This window comes from Carboxylicivirga fragile, assembly GCF_050589805.1.
In the GTDB taxonomy this organism is placed as follows: domain Bacteria; phylum Bacteroidota; class Bacteroidia; order Bacteroidales; family Marinilabiliaceae; genus Carboxylicivirga; species Carboxylicivirga fragile.
On sequence record NZ_JBNGOY010000039.1, the window covers coordinates 39560 to 56650 of the forward strand.

Annotated in this window: 14 protein-coding genes; 6 read left to right on the plus strand and 8 right to left on the minus strand. The window is 36.5% G+C overall.

The features are described from left to right. Positions 1 to 97 precede the first annotated feature (97 nt). Positions 98 to 1135, minus strand: coding sequence for an aspartate--ammonia ligase (gene asnA / locus ACRD7B_RS16430; RefSeq protein ID WP_430825685.1), 1038 nt, complete (start codon positions 1133 to 1135; stop codon positions 98 to 100). A 201-nt stretch (positions 1136 to 1336) separates the two neighbouring features. Between asnA and ACRD7B_RS16435 the strand changes: the two genes are divergently transcribed. Then, positions 1337 to 2518, plus strand: a complete 1182-nt coding sequence (locus ACRD7B_RS16435) for an MFS transporter (RefSeq protein WP_430825687.1) — start codon at positions 1337 to 1339, stop codon at positions 2516 to 2518. A 9-nt stretch (positions 2519 to 2527) separates the two neighbouring features. Here the strand turns inward: ACRD7B_RS16435 and ACRD7B_RS16440 are convergent, their stop codons facing one another. Continuing rightward, positions 2528 to 3451: a bile acid:sodium symporter family protein gene (locus ACRD7B_RS16440; protein ID WP_430825688.1), complete on the minus strand. Its 924-nt coding sequence runs from the start codon at positions 3449 to 3451 to the stop codon at positions 2528 to 2530. Positions 3452 to 3660: 209 nt separating this feature from the next. On the opposite strand from ACRD7B_RS16440, the gene ACRD7B_RS16445 reads away from it, so the two are divergent. From ACRD7B_RS16445 to ACRD7B_RS16455, 3 genes are all read left to right on the plus strand, one after another. Then, complete coding sequence (locus ACRD7B_RS16445) at positions 3661 to 4254, plus strand: hypothetical protein (RefSeq protein ID WP_430825689.1); 594 nt, start codon at positions 3661 to 3663, stop codon at positions 4252 to 4254. Between the two features lie 117 nt (positions 4255 to 4371). Beyond that, positions 4372 to 5076 carry an SAM-dependent methyltransferase gene (locus ACRD7B_RS16450; protein WP_430825690.1) on the plus strand — a complete coding sequence of 235 codons (705 nt, stop codon included), beginning with the start codon at positions 4372 to 4374 and terminating at the stop codon, positions 5074 to 5076. Positions 5077 to 5399: 323 nt separating this feature from the next. After that, entirely contained in the window at positions 5400 to 6641 is a 1242-nt protein-coding gene (locus ACRD7B_RS16455; RefSeq protein ID WP_430825691.1) for a T9SS type A sorting domain-containing protein, read from the plus strand. Positions 6642 to 6683: 42 nt separating this feature from the next. On the opposite strand, the gene ACRD7B_RS16460 is transcribed toward ACRD7B_RS16455, so the two are convergent. From ACRD7B_RS16460 to ACRD7B_RS16485, 6 genes are all read right to left on the minus strand, one after another. Then, a complete protein-coding gene (locus tag ACRD7B_RS16460) occupies positions 6684 to 7742 on the minus strand; it encodes an NUDIX domain-containing protein (RefSeq protein WP_430825692.1) in 1059 nt (352 codons plus the stop codon). Between the two features lie 300 nt (positions 7743 to 8042). Continuing rightward, positions 8043 to 9356: an L-lactate MFS transporter gene (locus tag ACRD7B_RS16465; protein ID WP_430825694.1), complete on the minus strand. Its 1314-nt coding sequence runs from the start codon at positions 9354 to 9356 to the stop codon at positions 8043 to 8045. Positions 9357 to 9449: 93 nt separating this feature from the next. Continuing rightward, the gene (gene pflA, locus ACRD7B_RS16470; protein ID WP_430825695.1) at positions 9450 to 10175 is read right to left on the minus strand and encodes a pyruvate formate-lyase-activating protein; all 726 of its coding nucleotides are present in this window, start codon (positions 10173 to 10175) and stop codon (positions 9450 to 9452) included. A 78-nt stretch (positions 10176 to 10253) separates the two neighbouring features. Continuing rightward, complete coding sequence (gene pflB, locus ACRD7B_RS16475; RefSeq protein ID WP_430825696.1) at positions 10254 to 12485, minus strand: formate C-acetyltransferase; 2232 nt, start codon at positions 12483 to 12485, stop codon at positions 10254 to 10256. Between the two features lie 481 nt (positions 12486 to 12966). Further along, positions 12967 to 13917 (minus strand): phosphoribosylaminoimidazolesuccinocarboxamide synthase, encoded by a 951-nt coding sequence (locus tag ACRD7B_RS16480; protein ID WP_430825697.1) that lies wholly within the window; start codon positions 13915 to 13917, stop codon positions 12967 to 12969. Between the two features lie 17 nt (positions 13918 to 13934). Continuing rightward, a complete protein-coding gene (locus ACRD7B_RS16485) occupies positions 13935 to 14909 on the minus strand; it encodes a PhoH family protein (protein ID WP_430825698.1) in 975 nt (324 codons plus the stop codon). A gap of 273 nt (positions 14910 to 15182) precedes the next feature. Between ACRD7B_RS16485 and mazG the strand changes: the two genes are divergently transcribed. Then, positions 15183 to 15965, plus strand: coding sequence for a nucleoside triphosphate pyrophosphohydrolase (gene mazG, locus ACRD7B_RS16490; protein WP_430825699.1), 783 nt, complete (start codon positions 15183 to 15185; stop codon positions 15963 to 15965). Positions 15966 to 16143: 178 nt separating this feature from the next. Beyond that, positions 16144 to 16770, plus strand: coding sequence for a hypothetical protein (locus ACRD7B_RS16495; RefSeq protein WP_430825700.1), 627 nt, complete (start codon positions 16144 to 16146; stop codon positions 16768 to 16770). Positions 16771 to 17091: the final 321 nt, after the last annotated feature.

The following is a 17091-nucleotide window of genomic DNA, read 5'->3' on the forward strand; positions in this document are numbered from 1 at the left end:
TTACATTATACAAGAGTCATCGGATGAGTTGGTAGTATCTAAAAGTCTATTGTCTATAAATCTAATAATCTATTATCTACATTTCTAAATTCTACTTTTAAACCAATACAATTTTATTGGCTGCACACTCTTTGCGCATATCTTCAGGCCAAATGCTAGCTTGTATTTCACCAATGTGTGCTTTACGTAGGAAGAACATACATAGGCGCGATTGGCCAATTCCACCGCCGATTGACAATGGTAGTTCGCCGTTCAGAAGGCGCTTGTGGAAAAGTAATTCTTTGCGATCAGTGCAGCCTTCTATTTCAAGTTGCTTGGCTAATACCTCAGGGCTTACACGGATTCCCATCGATGATAATTCGAATGAACGTTCTAGTATTGGGTTCCAAACCAAAATATCGCCATTTAAGCCTTTATAACCTTCAGCTGTTTCTGTGCTCCAATCATCGTAATCAGGAGCGCGTCCATCGTGTTTTTCACCGTGCGATAATTTGCTACCAATGCCCATTAAAAATACTGCTCCATATTCTTTGGCAGCTGCATCTTCTCGTTCTTTGGGGCTAAGGGTAGGGTATTTTGCCAATAAGTCCTCACTATGTATAAAAGTGATGTCTTCTGGAAGGATGGGTACAATTTCCGGATAGCGTTCATAAACAATAAACTCAGTTCGTTTCATCACTTCATAAATCTTCTTTACAATGTGCTTCAGAAAATCAAGTTTATATTCTTCCTTCGAAATGTGGCGTTCCCAATCCCACTGATCAACATATAAAGAGTGGATGTTACTTAATTCTTCATCGGGGCGGATGGCATTCATATCGGTATATAAACCATAACTGCTCTCGATACCATATTCGGCCAGCATCATACGTTTCCACTTGGCCAAGGAATGTACCACCTCGGCTTGTGCGTCACCAAATTCTTTAACAGGGAAGGATACTGGACGTTCCGTTCCATTAAGGTCATCGTTAATACCGGTTCCTTTCATAACAAAAAGAGGAGCGGTAACTCTACGCAGTCGTAATTCAGCAGATAGGGCCGTTTGGAAATGATCTTTAACTACCTTAATAGCATGTTCGGTTTGTTTAAGATCTAATGATGAGCGGTAGTTTTTAGGTATAAATAGTTTAGCCATAACTTGGAAATAATAATAGTTTGAAATTAATACTTGTGGATTTGTTTCAAATTCAACACAAACATGGTAAAAATATTTTGAATTATAATCATATTGTAATAAAAATCATAAATATGAAAGTAATAGGCTTGGTTTGGTGTCAGTTTAATTATTGCTAATGCCCGCGGAAAGACTATTTTTGCGCTGCATTAAAGCGGCGGTATGTATTCAGGTAACATTACAAAACTGTATTTGATAAAGGTGGCAAAGTGGTTTATGCTTACTATGCCTATTCTTCTTTTGTTTTTTCAGGACCTTGGTTTTACGGTTGAAGAGTCGTTTCAGTTAAAGGCCATATATAGTATAGCCATCGTTATTTTTGAAATACCATCGGGTTATGCAGCCGATGTACTTGGTCGCCGAAAAACACTTATTATTGGAAGTATATTGGGTACTCTTGGCTTTGCTATTTACTCCTTTACCAGTGGTTTCTATGCATTTTTGGCGGCAGAGTTAGTTTTGGGAATCGGACAAAGTTTTATTAGTGGAGCTGATTCTGCATTGCTTTACGATAGTTTAAAGGCCGATGGCCGTGAGAAAGATTACCTTAAATACGAGGGGCGCAATTTTTCGGTTGGTAACTTCAGCGAAGCCATAGCTGGTTTTATGGGTGGAGCCTTGGCTGAGATTAGTTTACGCATGCCTTTCTATTTTCAAACAGGTATTGCTTTTATTGCCATTCCGGCGGCGTTTATGTTGATTGAACCACAATTGTATACCCGAACACAAAAGGCTACCATGCGCGATATTTGGAATGTGGTTAAGTATGCCATGCTGACCAATAAGAGTTTGCGCTATAACATTATTTATTCATCCATAATTGGTTCGGCTACACTAACCATGGCATGGGTTTATCCCTTGTATCTCAAGGAGATTAATTTTCGTGAAATCGAGATTGGAGCAACAAGTACAGCGTTAAATTTAGTGGTTGGTTTAACAACTCTGGTAGCATATAAAATAGAACAACGTTTAAGGCCGAAATCAACAGTAATTGGTGTCACTCTGGTTATTACCGGGGCTTTTATTGCAGCCGGACTGTTGCATTCGATCTATGTGTTACCTGTTTTGGTTATTTTCTATTTCTCACGAGGAATAGCCACACCTGTTCTGAAAGATTACATAAACCGCATTACATCATCTGATATGCGTGCCACCGTGTTGTCTATTCGTAGCTTAATTATTCGTGCTAATTTTTCCATTCTGGCGCCTTTGTTTGGTTATATGACTGACCGCCTAACATTAAGTCAGGCCTTTGTGATTATTGGAGCCATATTTATGGTATTAACAGGTTCAAGTATATACCTTTTTCTACGTTCATTGGAAAAACAAGAAAATTCACATTAAGCGTTTTTGTTACTTGTTTTTCTTTCGCTTGTAATCCTGCCGAAAGGAGAGGGATAAGAGATAAAGTAAAACAAATATTGGCAAAACAGCTGTTGGTATAGCTGCCTTCTTACCAAATAATGTTAATGCTGTTACAACAGCAAATCCTGAGCTTTTAATGGTTAGCAGTAAATTCTGAGATACCAGGAAAGCTGGGTTTTTAATCCATCTTTTTGCAAGATATTCATATGTGAAACCCATTACAAAGTGAGTACAGAATAATACAAGTGCAATGTTGAAAAGGATGCTTGTTTCATCAAAGAACACAGAACGATTGACTCCAATGGCAATAAATATTAGAGTGGCAAAGCCCCAATCTACTATTTTTCCGCGTATCAATTCAACTTTTGGCAACCACTTAGGCAGTAATAAGAATCGTGATAAGATTAATGGGACTACAATGGTTTTTAGCATGAGCACAAATAAACTCATTGATGAGATGCCATCATTACCGGTTAGCCACCCAACTGCGAAAGGAGTGAGGAATATGGCGCATAGAAAGGCTCCTAATACTCCCTTAATGGCATATTCAACATCGCCTTTTAAAATGTTTGAAAATGGAATAATGGCCACACCGGGAGTTGTTGTTGCAATAACTACAAACCCATAGAATAATTCCTTATCATCTATTAGCCAATTGGCAAGTAGGATGCTTACCACTGCATATATTAGGTAGTTCAAAAGCGCCCCCATCATCATAGGTTTGTACAACTTTGAAGGTGGATATAAGCTTTTTGTACGAATATTAGTCATTGAGAACGTCATGACTAAAGCCAATATATAAATGGTGTAATCCTTAATGTTGTTGGCAAAATCGCCAATAGACAGGCCTAGAACCACGGCTAATATTAATACAAAATTTCTGTTCTTAATGAGGTTTACGATAAAGGTCATGGTTTAATATTTTGCTTTTAAGAAGCGTAAAATTACAAAGAACAAGATGAAATAATTGATGCTAAAACATGATATTTGGTATTGTTCTAAGGAGCGGCTCTTTTTGAGTGTTTGAAAATAAGAGCCGCTCCATTCGTTTACTATTAGTTTTTACTGAAAGAGTTTTTGGAAAGCGCAATTTGCCTTACTTTTGAGCAAATTATAAAAAAATGTCAGAATCAATACATATCAACAACTATATACCCATTCCACCAATCTTTTATCCCGAAGGCAGTGATAAACCATTCTGCAATTGCAAGGTGTGTGGAAAGGAGCTGATGGAGAGTGGAGAGCCCTATTTGATTGAAAAGGCTTATGGTCAGGATTTAGAAAAGGAAAAGCGTCAGGTTATATTTGAATTTGTGTATTGTTTCGATTGTGTGCAAGAAGTGCATGAAACCTTATCAGTAGAGTCGAGGGTAAAAATTGCTGAGTATATGAAACAGAATACCAACCTTGAACAACGTGATGCTGAGTTGAAAAAGCATGAGCTGTTCGATGTGGACATCTGGTTACACAATTGTGTTGTTAAAAATCAGAGCATCGATGAGGTAAAGGAGTTTCAGATATACGCATTGTGCCAAGGAGGAGATTTGCTGTTTCATCAGGCGCCATATATGATTTGTGGCGATGCTGTTGATGAAATTGCGGGTTTACTATCCAATAAATCGTTAGATATATTAAATGATTTAATGACCGATTTGATTGATCTTCCTCCAGAGTTTAGCGAGTTATTCAAAACACGTCATCCTATTTTAATTTAAGCTTCGTATCAAAGTAGGTTGATATAAAACTTATTCTTGATACTTTTGCAGCATTAACAACAATAATTTATCCGTCTTGATACTTAATACTCTTTTCTTGATACTAATATTAAAATGATGAAAGGTCAACTATTTTTTATTCCCAATACACTAGGTGATAGTCCAATCGAACGTAATTTGGCAAACGAAACTATTGGAATAATTCGTTCGCTCAAATATTTTATAGTTGAGAATGTGCGTTCAACAAGGCGTTTCTTGAAGAAAGTAGATAAAAGTATTGATATCGATACTTTGACCTTCTTTGTATTAGACAAACATACCAAAGTTGAAGATTTACCAACTTTTCTGAAGCCCTTATTAGATGGTAATAATATGGGTATGGTATCTGAAGCGGGTTGTCCAGGAGTTGCTGATCCTGGTGCTGATATTGCACAATTGGCCCATGAAAGAAACATAAGAGTTGTGCCATTGGTAGGGCCATCTTCCATTTTAATGTCGGTAATGGCATCCGGTCTGAATGGTCAGAGTTTTGCATTTAATGGCTACCTACCGGTAAAAAAGGAAGAAGTACCCAAGACGATTAAAATGCTGGAGGAGCGTTCACGCCGCGAAAATCAAACGCAACTATTCATTGAAACTCCTTATCGTAACATGCGTTTATTAGAAGATCTATTGCGCCATTGCAACCCCAAAACACGCTTGTGCATTGCTTGCGATATTACTTTAGAAACTGAATATATTGTTACTAAAACCGTTGCTAAATGGAAAGGCAGTTTGCCCGATATAAATAAACGACCTGCTATCTTTTTGATTTTGGCATAGGAATAGTGCAATGTGCATAGTGCATGTTTATAAAATCGCATCTTATTTTGTTAGATGTAAGTTAAGGTTCCATCTCTAATATTTTTTAATGAAATTTTAAATTCGTATTCGAACTTGGGCATAAACACTCCATTCCCAATATTATCATTAATCTCATTTGCTGCATATTTCTTTTGTATACTATACTACAGTATTTAATAATGTGATTTTAGCTATAACATTTTGACAACTTTATGTTTAGGTTGTTTTTATGTTGAAACTTTTATTACTTTTATACTAACTTTATAAAAGGAAGTAATAAAGCATAACCTAACTGTATTAAGATGAAAACCATTTTTCCCCTAAGTATTTTAATTTTTCTGTCAGGATTTCTAAATGCCCAATCAGTTATAGATTATACAATTACAGAGAGTAGTTTTGATAATGGTGGTTCTTTCACTTATACTAGTAAAAGTATTAATAATTATGATTCCAAAGGTAATCTTGTACTGATAGAAACATATACGTGGAGTCTTGCTACAAGTGAGTGGATATTAAGTTCAAAAAGTGAATACAATTATGATTCCAATGGAAATCAAATTTTGTATGTGTCATATAACAAAGTGGCAAATACTAATGAATGGATAGGGTTATATAGATGGGAGACCACTTATGATGTAAATGGCAATGAAATCTTATTTGTAATGTTAGATTGGGATGCAAATCTCAATAATTGGATTGGCAGTTATAAATTTGAATCAAGTTATGATTCTGATAATATAGTTTCTAGTATAGATTATGTTTGGGATAAAGCTCTCAATTATTGGAAAAATGATTATAAAACCGAATTTATTTACAATTCGCATGGCAGTTTATCTATTAAAGAAGGGTATAATTGGGATGATGCTTTGAATGATTGGGTAAAAGGTTTTAATGTGGAGATAAACGAAAGTGAAAATTTAAAAATAGAGATATCTTATAAATGGGATGTCTCAAATAATAAATGGATAGAAAATTATAAAATAGAACATGCAAAAGATTCCAGAGGGAATATAATTAGTAATATCTCTTATTCTTGGGATACTTCGCTTAGTGATTGGATTGGCACTTCTAAAAGAGAATATAGTTTTGATGTTAATGGTTTTAAAACTGAGTATTTAAGATATGAATGGAATGCATCATTGGATGACTGGAAAAGTTATACTAAATATGAATATTCCTACAATTCAGATGGAAACAGATTATTTTATTTATACTATAAATGGGATGAAAATACGAATGATTGGGATAATATTAGCCGAAAAACATATTATTATAAGGACTCTGAAGTTGCTATTCAAAATGGTATTGAAATAATGAATTGCAATGTTTATCCTAATCCGGCATTAAATGTAATTAATATTGATGTTGAAAAGGGTTTAATTGAAATGAATGCAGAATTATTTGATATTAATGGGACACAGGTATTAAAAGAGGATATATCTAAGAAAAATAAAATATACGTTGATCATTTGGACAGAGGTATTTATTTTTTGAAAATTTCAATTGATGGAAAACTATCTAGTCACAAAGTGCTAATTAAATAGAGTTTGCAAATTGTCACACCTACTTATTTTGTGCATTATAAGCTAGGTTGATCTGAAAAATAAATTATACTCATGTTCAAAATTAGGCGTAAATATACCTTTCCCAATATTATCATTAATTTCACTCATCGACCAAAAACGCAACTCATCTACTTCATCATCGGCTTTCTTAAAAGTCCCTTTGTGCTTGGTGCGAAAAAGGAATACCAATTCTTTTTCGATTTCACTTTCCCAGATATAAGGCTGTAGTGTTTGTTGATTAAATTGTGTCAAACCTATTTCTTCAAAAGCTTCTTTTTTGAGGGCTTGTTCTATATTTTCACCTGCGCTAACATGGCCACCAACAGCAGTATCCCATTTGCCTGGTTGAATCATTTTATTCGTAGCTCGTTTTTGCAGTAATAACTGACCTTTGTTAAACACATGAAGGTGTACCACTGGGTGCAGTAGTCTTGATCCTGAATGAACCACTGAGCGTGGTGCGGAACCTAGTACCTGGCCTTTTTCATTAACAAGGGGTAACCATTCTTCGTTTTTATATTTTGTGTTTTGTTGCTTTTTAATGAACCATTCAAAGGCAAAATACAAGCCCATTATTACAAATAATCCTGGTCCGTTTAAGAAGGTCCAAATGGCTTTATTTTCAATAAAGGCGGATATTAGGGCAGCTAAAGAGTAGAGTAGGAGTACCCAAAATATACGCTTCATGCTGTTTTGCACTTCCCACAATTGATACGGGTTCATTTGCATTTGCTTCATGTATCGTTTGGTCATCTGAAGCAATAGGTTATGTTTCGAAAAAGCTGAGAAGCCGATTAAGCCAGTCATCAACAGGCTAATGATACCCGGTTTGAGCTTAAAGAATACTTCATTATCCAGTAGAATTGAAACAGCACCTAAAGCCACTAAAAGGCCCACATCAAAAATGACAAAGCGATCGATTTTTCGTTCTTTAATATAGCTATAAGCCAATTCAATTACCCCAACAGTAATAGCGACAACAAGGCCATATAAAGTACCCCATATTTCGTCAACAACAATAAATACGATAATGGGTAAGAAACCTGGAAGCAGACGTTTTAAGAGGTCAAATTTGTTCATACATATGTTTTGATGCGTGAAGATATAAAAAGCTAAGCATCGTGCAAGGAGCGGCTCTCTTTTGCAAGACATCCTTAAAGAACCGCTCCTTCGATTTATATCAGTAAACTAGACCTCGGCCACCTAATAGTATGTTATCTGCTTATCGAGATGAAATATGATTTGCATTAAACAAGCTCGCGAGCAATGTCAACCTGGGGCGCGACTCTCGCGACCTGTAAATAGTCGCACCCCGGGTAAATATCAAAAAAGGACACCCAGTATAGATGTCCTTCATATATCAATTTATAAGATTGCTTATTACGCAGCCATCTTTAATTCTTCTGTTTCAACTTGTTGCTTTCTTAGTTTATTGGTGTTAAGTATCAATAAAATAGATGAAACCAGCCCTAGGAATAAGAAGCCAATTAAATAATAAAGCGCTACTTGATAAGAACCAGTAGTATCTTTTAAATAAGAGATTATTTGAGGACCAACTATTCCAGCCAATGCCCATGCTGTTAGTATATAACCGTGAATAGCACCCAGTTCTTTTGTTCCGAATAAATCGCCAATAAAGGCAGGAACAGTGGCAAATCCACCACCATAACAGGTTAGGATGATTAAGAATGCAACCTGAAAACCAATTTTACCAGCATCAGAAATACTTCCTCCAAAGAAAGTTGTTAAGTAATAGAAGGCTGCAATTTGAATCACAAAAAATGAAATGTACGTTGCCGGTCGGCCAATGTAATCGGAAAGAGTAGACCATGCCAATCGTCCAAAGGCGTTGAACATACTCATTAGCATTACCAACACAGCGGCAGCTTCAACCGAGAGCATTACAATTTCGCGTCCCATAGAGTTGGCTACTGAAATCAATGCAATACCACTGGTTACGTTAATGAATAAAATGGCCCATAAAAAGTAAAAGCGAGCCGTCTTCAATGATTGGTTAGCTGTGATATTTGATAAATCCTTTTTGATGGCTTTACCATTTTTGCCAACTTCGTCAGGGTTGTAGCCTTCAGGTAACCAGTCAACTGGTGGCTTTTCGAGGTATTGTGCCGATGAAAACATTAATACACCATATACAGGACCTAGAATCATCAGGATACTTGATATGCTTGTAATGCCAAACAATGGGAAGATGCTTTTAATCAAATAGATTTGAATGGCTGCACCTAATCCAAATCCCATAATGGCCATACCTGTTGCTAATCCTCTGCGATCGGGAAACCACTTAACCATGGTTGATACAGGTGTAACATAACCCATACCTAAACCAATACCACCAATCATACCATAAGTGGCGTAAAGCAAATAAAGATTTTCCATTTTTAGTGCTACACCACCAAGGAAAACGCCAGTTCCAAAGAAGATGGAAGCAACGGTTCCTGTAAATCGAGGACCTTTACGTTCAACAACTTTACCCATAAAAGCGGCTGATACACCAAGAAAGAATATGGCAATACTAAATACCGTTGTGATATCTTGTAATGACCAAGCTGCACTAATTTGGTTTTCTACCATGGAACCTAATTTACTCCAGGCATAGATGGAACCGATTGACATGTGAATGCCGACACCTGCTAAGGCAATAAACCATCTGTTTTTTAATTTGTTTGAACTCATTTTGTCTGTTGTTCTTTTATTTTTGTCTGTTGTCATCAATGAAGGATCGCATCTTTAAAACCAGACGGTAATAAAGATGCGATCCTTATTGAATTAATTTATTATAATCTCTTTAAAATAAGGCTTAAGAATGTTAAAAGCAGTATTTAGTTGTTCTTGAGTATTAGAAGGAACCCCTTCTAGCTCATATTTCCAGCCCATGTGCTCGTACTTGTGAGAACCCAAATGATGGTAAGGTTGAATCTCCAATTTCTCGATGTTGTTTTGTGTTGAGAAATGTTTTCCTAAGGTGTGCAGATCATCCTGATCGTCGCTATAACCTGGGACAAGTACATAACGCAACCAAACTGGTTTGTTAATTTCGTTAAGGTATTGAGCAAAAGCTAAAGTGCGATCGTTGCTTTTTCCAACCAGCTTATTGTGCTTCTCGTTGTTCATGTGTTTAACATCCATCAATACGATATCAACGTACTGCATTAGCTCTTTAACGTAATCGTTAAGAATACTGCCGTTGGTATCGATGCACACATGGAAACCTTCTTCCTTTAAAGCTTTTACAACCGGAATTAACTCTTTAGCCTGAACCAAAGGCTCGCCACCGGAAAAAGTAATACCACCTTTTTTACCAAAGAAAGGCTTTTGGTTTTTAGCCATATTAACAATCTCTTCAATGGAGGTTTCTTTTCCTCCTTTAAGTTCGATTGTGTCAGGATTGGCGCAGTACAGGCATTTAAAATTGCAACCTTGTAAAAAAGCTACCAACCTAATGCCTGGCCCGTCATAGGTTCCTAATGATTCAAAAGAGTGAACTCTTATCATGAGTTTATAAGTTGTAAGCCAGAAGGCAGAAGATGACGGTTCACCTTCTGCCTGTTAACTTCTGTCTGTATTACTTTATTACATATTGCTGTGGAAGCTACGCGAAATAACTTCCATTTGTTGTTCGCGTGTTAAGCGTACAAAGTTTACAGCATATCCTGATACACGAATTGTTAACTGTGGATATTCGCCTGGGTTCTCCATAGCATCTTCCAATAACTCACGGTTAAGAACATTCACATTCAAGTGATGTGCTTCTTTAGAGAAATAAGCATCCATCATTGTTACTAAGTTCTCGCGACGTACATCTTCGTCAGCTCCCAATGATTTAGGAATGATGCTAAATGTATTTGAGATACCATCCAATGCATTTTTGTAGTCCAACTTAGCAACAGAGTTCAATGAAGCAATTGCTCCATTTTTATCACGTCCGTGCATTGGGTTAGCACCTGGTGCAAATGCAACTCCTTGAGCACGTCCATCTGGTGTAGCACCGGTTTTCAAACCATATACTACGTTAGACGTAATGGTAAGGATTGACATGGTTGGCTCAGCATTTTTATAAGTACCTAGTTCCTTCAATAATTGGTTGAAATCACTAGAGATTTGAACAGCCAAGTTATCAACACGATCATCATCGTTTCCATAACATGGGAATTCGCCTTCGATTTTAAAATCGGTACTTAAACCTTGCTCGTTACGAACCACTTTAACCTTAGCATGCTTGATAGCAGACAATGAATCAGCAACAATTGACAAACCAGCAATACCATATGCTAAGTTAATAGCAGGATTAGTATCAACTAAAGCCATTTGCGCTTTTTCGTAATAGTACTTGTCGTGCATGTAGTGAATGATGTTCATTGACTCGTTGTATACGCGAGCCACATCTTTCATAGCTATTTTATAATTAGCCATTACTTCGTCGAAGTTCAACTCATCGCTGCTTAGCTCAGGGATACCTTCTACAATTGTTTTTCCTGACATTTCGCAACGTCCACCGTTCACAGCTAATAGTAAAGTTTTAGCTAAGTTGGTGCGAGCACCAAAGAACTGAATTTGTTTTCCAATTTCCTGGAACGATACACAACAAGCAATACCGTAGTCATCAGACTGACGTGTATCTTGCATCAAATCGTCATTCTCGTATTGGATAGATGAAGTATCGATAGAAACCTGTGAACAGAATTTCTTGAAATTCTCAGGTAATGATTGTGACCAAAGAACAGTCATGTTTGGCTCAGGGGAGGCACCTAAGTTATAAAGTGTTTGTAAGAAACGGAATGATGTTTTGGTGATCTTATGACGACCATCCATTAACTTACCACCAATTGCTTCAGTTACCCAAGTTGGGTCACCAGCAAAAATTTCATTATATGCGTTCATACGTAGGTGACGTACAACACGCAATTTCATAACGAATTGGTCAATGAATTCCTGAGCTAACTCTTCAGTAATAGTACCATTTTCTAAATCGTACTGAATATAGATGTCAAGGAATGAAGATACATTACCCAATGACATTGCTGCACCATCTTGCTCTTTAACAGCTGCCAGGTAAGCCATGTAAACCCACTGTACAGCTTCTTGAGCTGATTCTGCAGGACGACTTAGATCTAAACCATAAGTATTACCTAATTCTTTGATTTGACCTAAAGCTTTGATTTGCTCTGCTACTTCTTCGCGAAGACGAATTTTCTCATCATTCATAGGTCCAACTAAACCAGCTAAGTCAGTTTTTTTGGCTTCAATTAAGGCATCGATACCATATAAAGCCAAGCGACGATAGTCACCAATAATACGACCACGAGCATAGTTATCAGGTAATCCGGTTAAGAAACCTAATGAGCGGTACTTACGAATCTCGTCAGTATATACATCAAATACACCATCGTTGTGTGTTTTAGCGTAGTTGCGAAAGATGTCTTTAACACGATCAGAAACTTCTAAACCTTGTTCTGAACATGCTTTTTCAACAACTGCAATACCACCATAAGGTTTCATTGCACGCTTCAATAATTCATCGGTTTGTAAACCAACAATTAATTCAAGGTCTTTTTGAATATAACCAGCCTCGAATGAAGCAATGGTAGAAACAATTTCTGTGTCGATTGAACGAACTCCATTGTTGTCCATTTCTTCCTTAATCGCTTCGCGACAAATGCTCCAAAGTTTTTTGGTTCTTTCGGTAGGACCACATAAGAATGAAGAATCACCTTCAAAAGGAGTAATGTTTTTTTGAACAAAATTTCTAACGTTAACTTGCTCATTCCACAAATCGGTGGCAAACATTTCTTTAACTTTACTCATGATTAATGTATTTATAGTTTTCTTGTTCTTGCTTTTGATGATGCAAAGTAAAGCCCATTTATTCTATTATACAATGCAAATAAAGACTTTGTAGTCTTTTATTTGTGTGTGAACGAATTGTGTTTTAAAGCGCTTAGATTAGTGTTGTTTTTGCATGATATTTTGTAAGTAGTTGGTTACATAGAATTTAAACAAGTGCAATGTGGGAATAGCAACATGATTCTTTTTATTGTAATGTGGAGATTGCAAAATGGTAATTAATGTGGCACATGTAGTTTTTAACAAAGTTTAACACGATAGCCATCATATTAGGGTGTTTTAGCTGGTAAAAGCACTAGAATATTCGATATAAATATTCGAAAATTACTGTAAGAAAATCATTCTTTTAGTTAGCATGTCAATAGAGGAACGATTCCCATTAGATAAGACAAAAAAAGAGCACCCCAAATGAGTGCTCTTTAAATTATGCAGAGATAATAGCTTATAGACTATTCAAGTAATCTGTAACGTTCTTTTCAACGCGTCCAATTACTTCGCTAACGTCGGCTTTCTGGAATTTTTCACCAATAATGCTTTCATAAAGCTCAATGTAACGTTCTGATACTTCAGTTACGTATTCATCCGACATTTCAGGTACTACTTCGCCATCGCGTCCCTGGAAATTGTTATCCATTAACCACTCACGAACAAATTCTTTCGACAACTGCTTCTGGTTTTCACCTTTGTCAAAACGCTCTTGGTAACCATCGGCATAGAAATAACGCGATGAATCAGGCGTATGTATTTCGTCGATCAAATAGATTTTACCATCTTTTCTACCGAACTCATATTTGGTATCAACAAGGATAAGGCCTTTTTCTTTGGCAATTTCACTACCACGTTTAAATAACGCTAATGAAATACGCTCCAGCTCAAGGTATTCTTCCTCAGAAACTAAACCTTGTTTGATGATTTCTTCACGTGTAATGTTTTCATCGTGCTCACCTTGCTCAGCTTTTGTAGTAGGAGTTAAAATTGGCTCAGGAAAAGCTTGGTGCTCTTTTAAACCTTCAGGTAGAGGTACACCACAAATATCGCGACCACCTTCTTTATACAAACGCCATGAACTACCAGTTAGGTAACCACGAACAATCATTTCAACAGGATAGGTTTCACAGAAGTGACCTACGGTTACCGTTGGATCAGGTGTAGCTATCTTCCAGTTAGGTACAATGTCAGCCGTTGCGTCCAAGAATTTTTCAGCAATCTGATTCAATACCTGTCCTTTGTAAGGAATACCTTTTGGTAATACCACATCAAATGCAGAAATACGGTCAGAAACAACCATTACTAAATAATCGTCGTTGATGTTATATACATCACGCACTTTTCCTTTGTAAACACTTTTTTGTCCCGGAAACTGATAATCAGTTTTAACAATTGCTTTGCTCATTATTATATTATTTGTAGTTATTTGTTAATGCTTTGCTTTTTGTCTTCTATTTTTATGCTTGGTTTTTTCTCGTATGCTTCAACAATATCCTGAACCAACTTATGTCGAACAATATCCTTAACGTTAAAGTTTATAATTTTTATACGTTCAATGTTATTTAATATCTGCATACCCTTTACAAGCCCCGAATTTTGTGGGTTAGGGATGTCAATTTGTGTAACATCGCCAGTCACAATAAATTTAGCATGTCCGCCCATTCGGGTTAAAAACATTTTTAGTTGATTGTTGGTTGTATTTTGCGCTTCATCCAAAATAACACAAGCATCATTCAAGGTACGTCCGCGCATAAAAGCCAGAGGTGCAATCTGAATAGTTCCATTTTCCATGTACTCTTTTAAGCGAGAAGCAGGAATCATGTCTTGCAGGGCGTCGTATAAAGGTTGTAAGTAAGGATCAATTTTGTCTTTCATATCACCTGGTAAGAATCCCAATTTTTCGCCCGCCTCAACAGCCGGACGACTAAGAATTATCTTACGGACCGAACGATTTTTTAAAGCCGCAACTGCTAGTGCAATGGCCGTATAGGTTTTACCTGAACCAGCCGGGCCAATGGCGAACAATAAATCATTCTTTTTAAAAGCCTCAACTAATTTTTCCTGGTTTTCGGTTCGAGCTTTAATCGGTCGCCCGCTTACACCATATAGTATGATATCAGTATCGCCACTGGCTTCACTTATGCGATCACCTTCTAATAATTCGCCTAGTGTACTTTCCTTTAATACATTGTAATGGTTGTAGTGTTCGAGAAGAGTATTGATTTTTTCTTCAAAATCGGCTACTTCTTCGGCATCACCTATTGCCTTTAACCAATTTCCACGAGCCACAATTTTCAACTTTGGAAATCTATTTTTAATAATCTCCAGTTTTGCATTTTTTATGCCCAAAAACTCCACCAAATCAACTGATTCGAGGTAAATCAATTTTTCTATCATATTTCGGCTCAAATTTCAATGCAAAGAAACAACAAATTTTGCATTTTTAAGTGTGTAGCTGTCATCTTTTAAACTGATTTAATACAGAATGTTAATGAACAATTTTTAAATACTTAATAGTAATGCTATTATCTCTGAAAGTGTAATCTGAAGTTCTGGGAATAATTGTTGAGCTTGGCCAAATAAGGCTTACATTATTAGAATTTTTTCCACTCTTGCTGATTGCATCTAACTTTAAGATATATTTGTGATGCTTAAAAAATGGAATTAACAATGGATACAACTTTACTTGCTTTTAAGGAATTGCTGGATATAATGGATGAGTTACGTGCCAAATGTCCATGGGACAAGGAGCAAACGAACGAATCGCTCCGTACGCTTACCATTGAAGAAACCTATGAATTGGCCGATGCTATTATTAAAAAGGATGCTAAGCTGATTAAAAAGGAGTTGGGTGACTTGTTGTTGCACATTGTTTTTTATGCAAAGATTGGTTCCGAGTCCAATGATTTCACAATGAAGGATGTGATTGATTCTTTAACTGAAAAATTGATCTACCGTCATCCGCATATATTTTCTGATACTGAAGTAGCCGATGCCAAGCAGGTTGAAGAAAATTGGGAAAAGCTGAAGTTAAAGGAAAAGGGCGGGAATAAATCGGTATTGGAAGGTGTGCCTATGTCGCTACCAGCTATGGTGAAGGCCAATCGTATTCAGGATAAGGCCAGAGGTGTAGGTTTCGACTGGGAACACAAGGAGCAGGTGTGGGATAAGGTAAAGGAAGAGCTTGAAGAGCTAAAGGTAGAAATTGACCAACAAGATGAAGATAAGATGGAAGCTGAATTTGGTGACTTATTATTTTCTGTGATTAATGCTGCGCGCTTGTATGGCGTAAATCCCGAGAATGCGTTGGAACGTACCAACCGAAAGTTTATTCACCGTTTCAATTATCTCGAAGAGAAAACACTTAAAGTGGGTCGTGACTTAAAGACGATGAGCTTGGCAGAGATGGATGAGATTTGGGAAGAGGCGAAAAAAGTTAGAAGTACGAAGTAAAAAGTTCGGAGTCCGTAGATTTATTGTCCGAAGTTTTGAGTCCGTATTTTCGAGTAGTTAAGATGCCATTCGAAACATAAATGTTAAGGCCTGTTAATTTTTGGCATAAAGTTTGAAATAGATCTCTCAACAGTTTTAAAACTCATACCGAGTTATTGTAGAACTAAAATTGAGAGCCATGAAAGCACCTTATATAATTTCAGCAGGCATTGTTTTTCTTCTAGCAACTTCAATTAATAGTGTTGAAGCTCAAAATCGAAGTCGACGTCAACAAGATAAGAAAGTGGAGCACTCAGATCATCGTGAAGAGCGCAATCGAAAGGATCACAACAGAAAATACGAAAAGCACCACAAACATCACCATGGTGATAAACGATCGAAACATCGGCATTATGTAAGTCGCGATCAACATTATTCATGCAAACATAACTGTAATGCTGCGTATTGTATACACCAAAATCGTAATCACAATACTAATAACTACACACATCATCACCCAGAAGTCCACGCTCGTCATTATGTGCAACGCCTACCATCGCATCGCTATTTTTCATTTTACCAAGGTGATGAAATCTATTACCATTGCCAAGGACGATTTTATAGTTATCATACTGGCAGAGGATATATTAATATAAATCTCCGTGTATTAAGTGTAAATGAAGTTCCACGACATTATTCTATTCGCGAAGTAAATGGTTACGCTTATGCTTATTGTAAAGGTTATTATTACATACCACATGCACATGGTTATTATCGCGTATCAACATCACGACAGAAATACAGCACATGTAGAGTGAGTTATTAACTGAGCAAAATTATTTTGTAAAATATATAGGGAAGTTATTTCGACTTCCTTGTTGTTTCATAATAACCTGAGTTCGACATAAAATTGCTAGCTCAAATCGCTTATAGATTGTTATGTTCTAGCTAAGTATTCTTCAATTGTTCTTTATATTTCCTTCCAATAGGAATCTCAGTATTTTGTATTAACAATATTGAGGTGTGAATTTTTTGTATGTATTGCCTATTAATTATCACTAGTGACCGACTAATTTTTTAAAATGAGGGTACTCCCTAAAGGTTTCCCCTCAAAGTTGTAAATTGATTTTGCGAAACATTTTACAAC

Bases quoted from the DNA above. Each gene is read 5' to 3' on its own strand.
- ACRD7B_RS16450 (WP_430825690.1), top strand. From the start codon at position 4,372: ATGAAAGGTCAACTATTTTTTATTCCCAATACACTAGGTGATAGTCCA.
- ACRD7B_RS16440 (WP_430825688.1), bottom strand. From the start codon at position 3,451: ATGACCTTTATCGTAAACCTCATTAAGAACAGAAATTTTGTATTAATA.
- ACRD7B_RS16435 (WP_430825687.1), top strand. From the start codon at position 1,337: ATGTATTCAGGTAACATTACAAAACTGTATTTGATAAAGGTGGCAAAG.
- ACRD7B_RS16445 (WP_430825689.1), top strand. From the start codon at position 3,661: ATGTCAGAATCAATACATATCAACAACTATATACCCATTCCACCAATC.
- ACRD7B_RS16465 (WP_430825694.1), bottom strand. From the start codon at position 9,356: ATGAGTTCAAACAAATTAAAAAACAGATGGTTTATTGCCTTAGCAGGT.
- ACRD7B_RS16480 (WP_430825697.1), bottom strand. From the start codon at position 13,917: ATGAGCAAAGCAATTGTTAAAACTGATTATCAGTTTCCGGGACAAAAA.
- ACRD7B_RS16455 (WP_430825691.1), top strand. From the start codon at position 5,400: ATGAAAACCATTTTTCCCCTAAGTATTTTAATTTTTCTGTCAGGATTT.
- asnA (WP_430825685.1), bottom strand. From the start codon at position 1,135: ATGGCTAAACTATTTATACCTAAAAACTACCGCTCATCATTAGATCTT.
- ACRD7B_RS16495 (WP_430825700.1), top strand. From the start codon at position 16,144: ATGAAAGCACCTTATATAATTTCAGCAGGCATTGTTTTTCTTCTAGCA.
- ACRD7B_RS16485 (WP_430825698.1), bottom strand. From the start codon at position 14,909: ATGATAGAAAAATTGATTTACCTCGAATCAGTTGATTTGGTGGAGTTT.
- pflA (WP_430825695.1), bottom strand. From the start codon at position 10,175: ATGATAAGAGTTCACTCTTTTGAATCATTAGGAACCTATGACGGGCCA.
- ACRD7B_RS16460 (WP_430825692.1), bottom strand. From the start codon at position 7,742: ATGAACAAATTTGACCTCTTAAAACGTCTGCTTCCAGGTTTCTTACCC.
- mazG (WP_430825699.1), top strand. From the start codon at position 15,183: ATGGATACAACTTTACTTGCTTTTAAGGAATTGCTGGATATAATGGAT.
- pflB (WP_430825696.1), bottom strand. From the start codon at position 12,485: ATGAGTAAAGTTAAAGAAATGTTTGCCACCGATTTGTGGAATGAGCAA.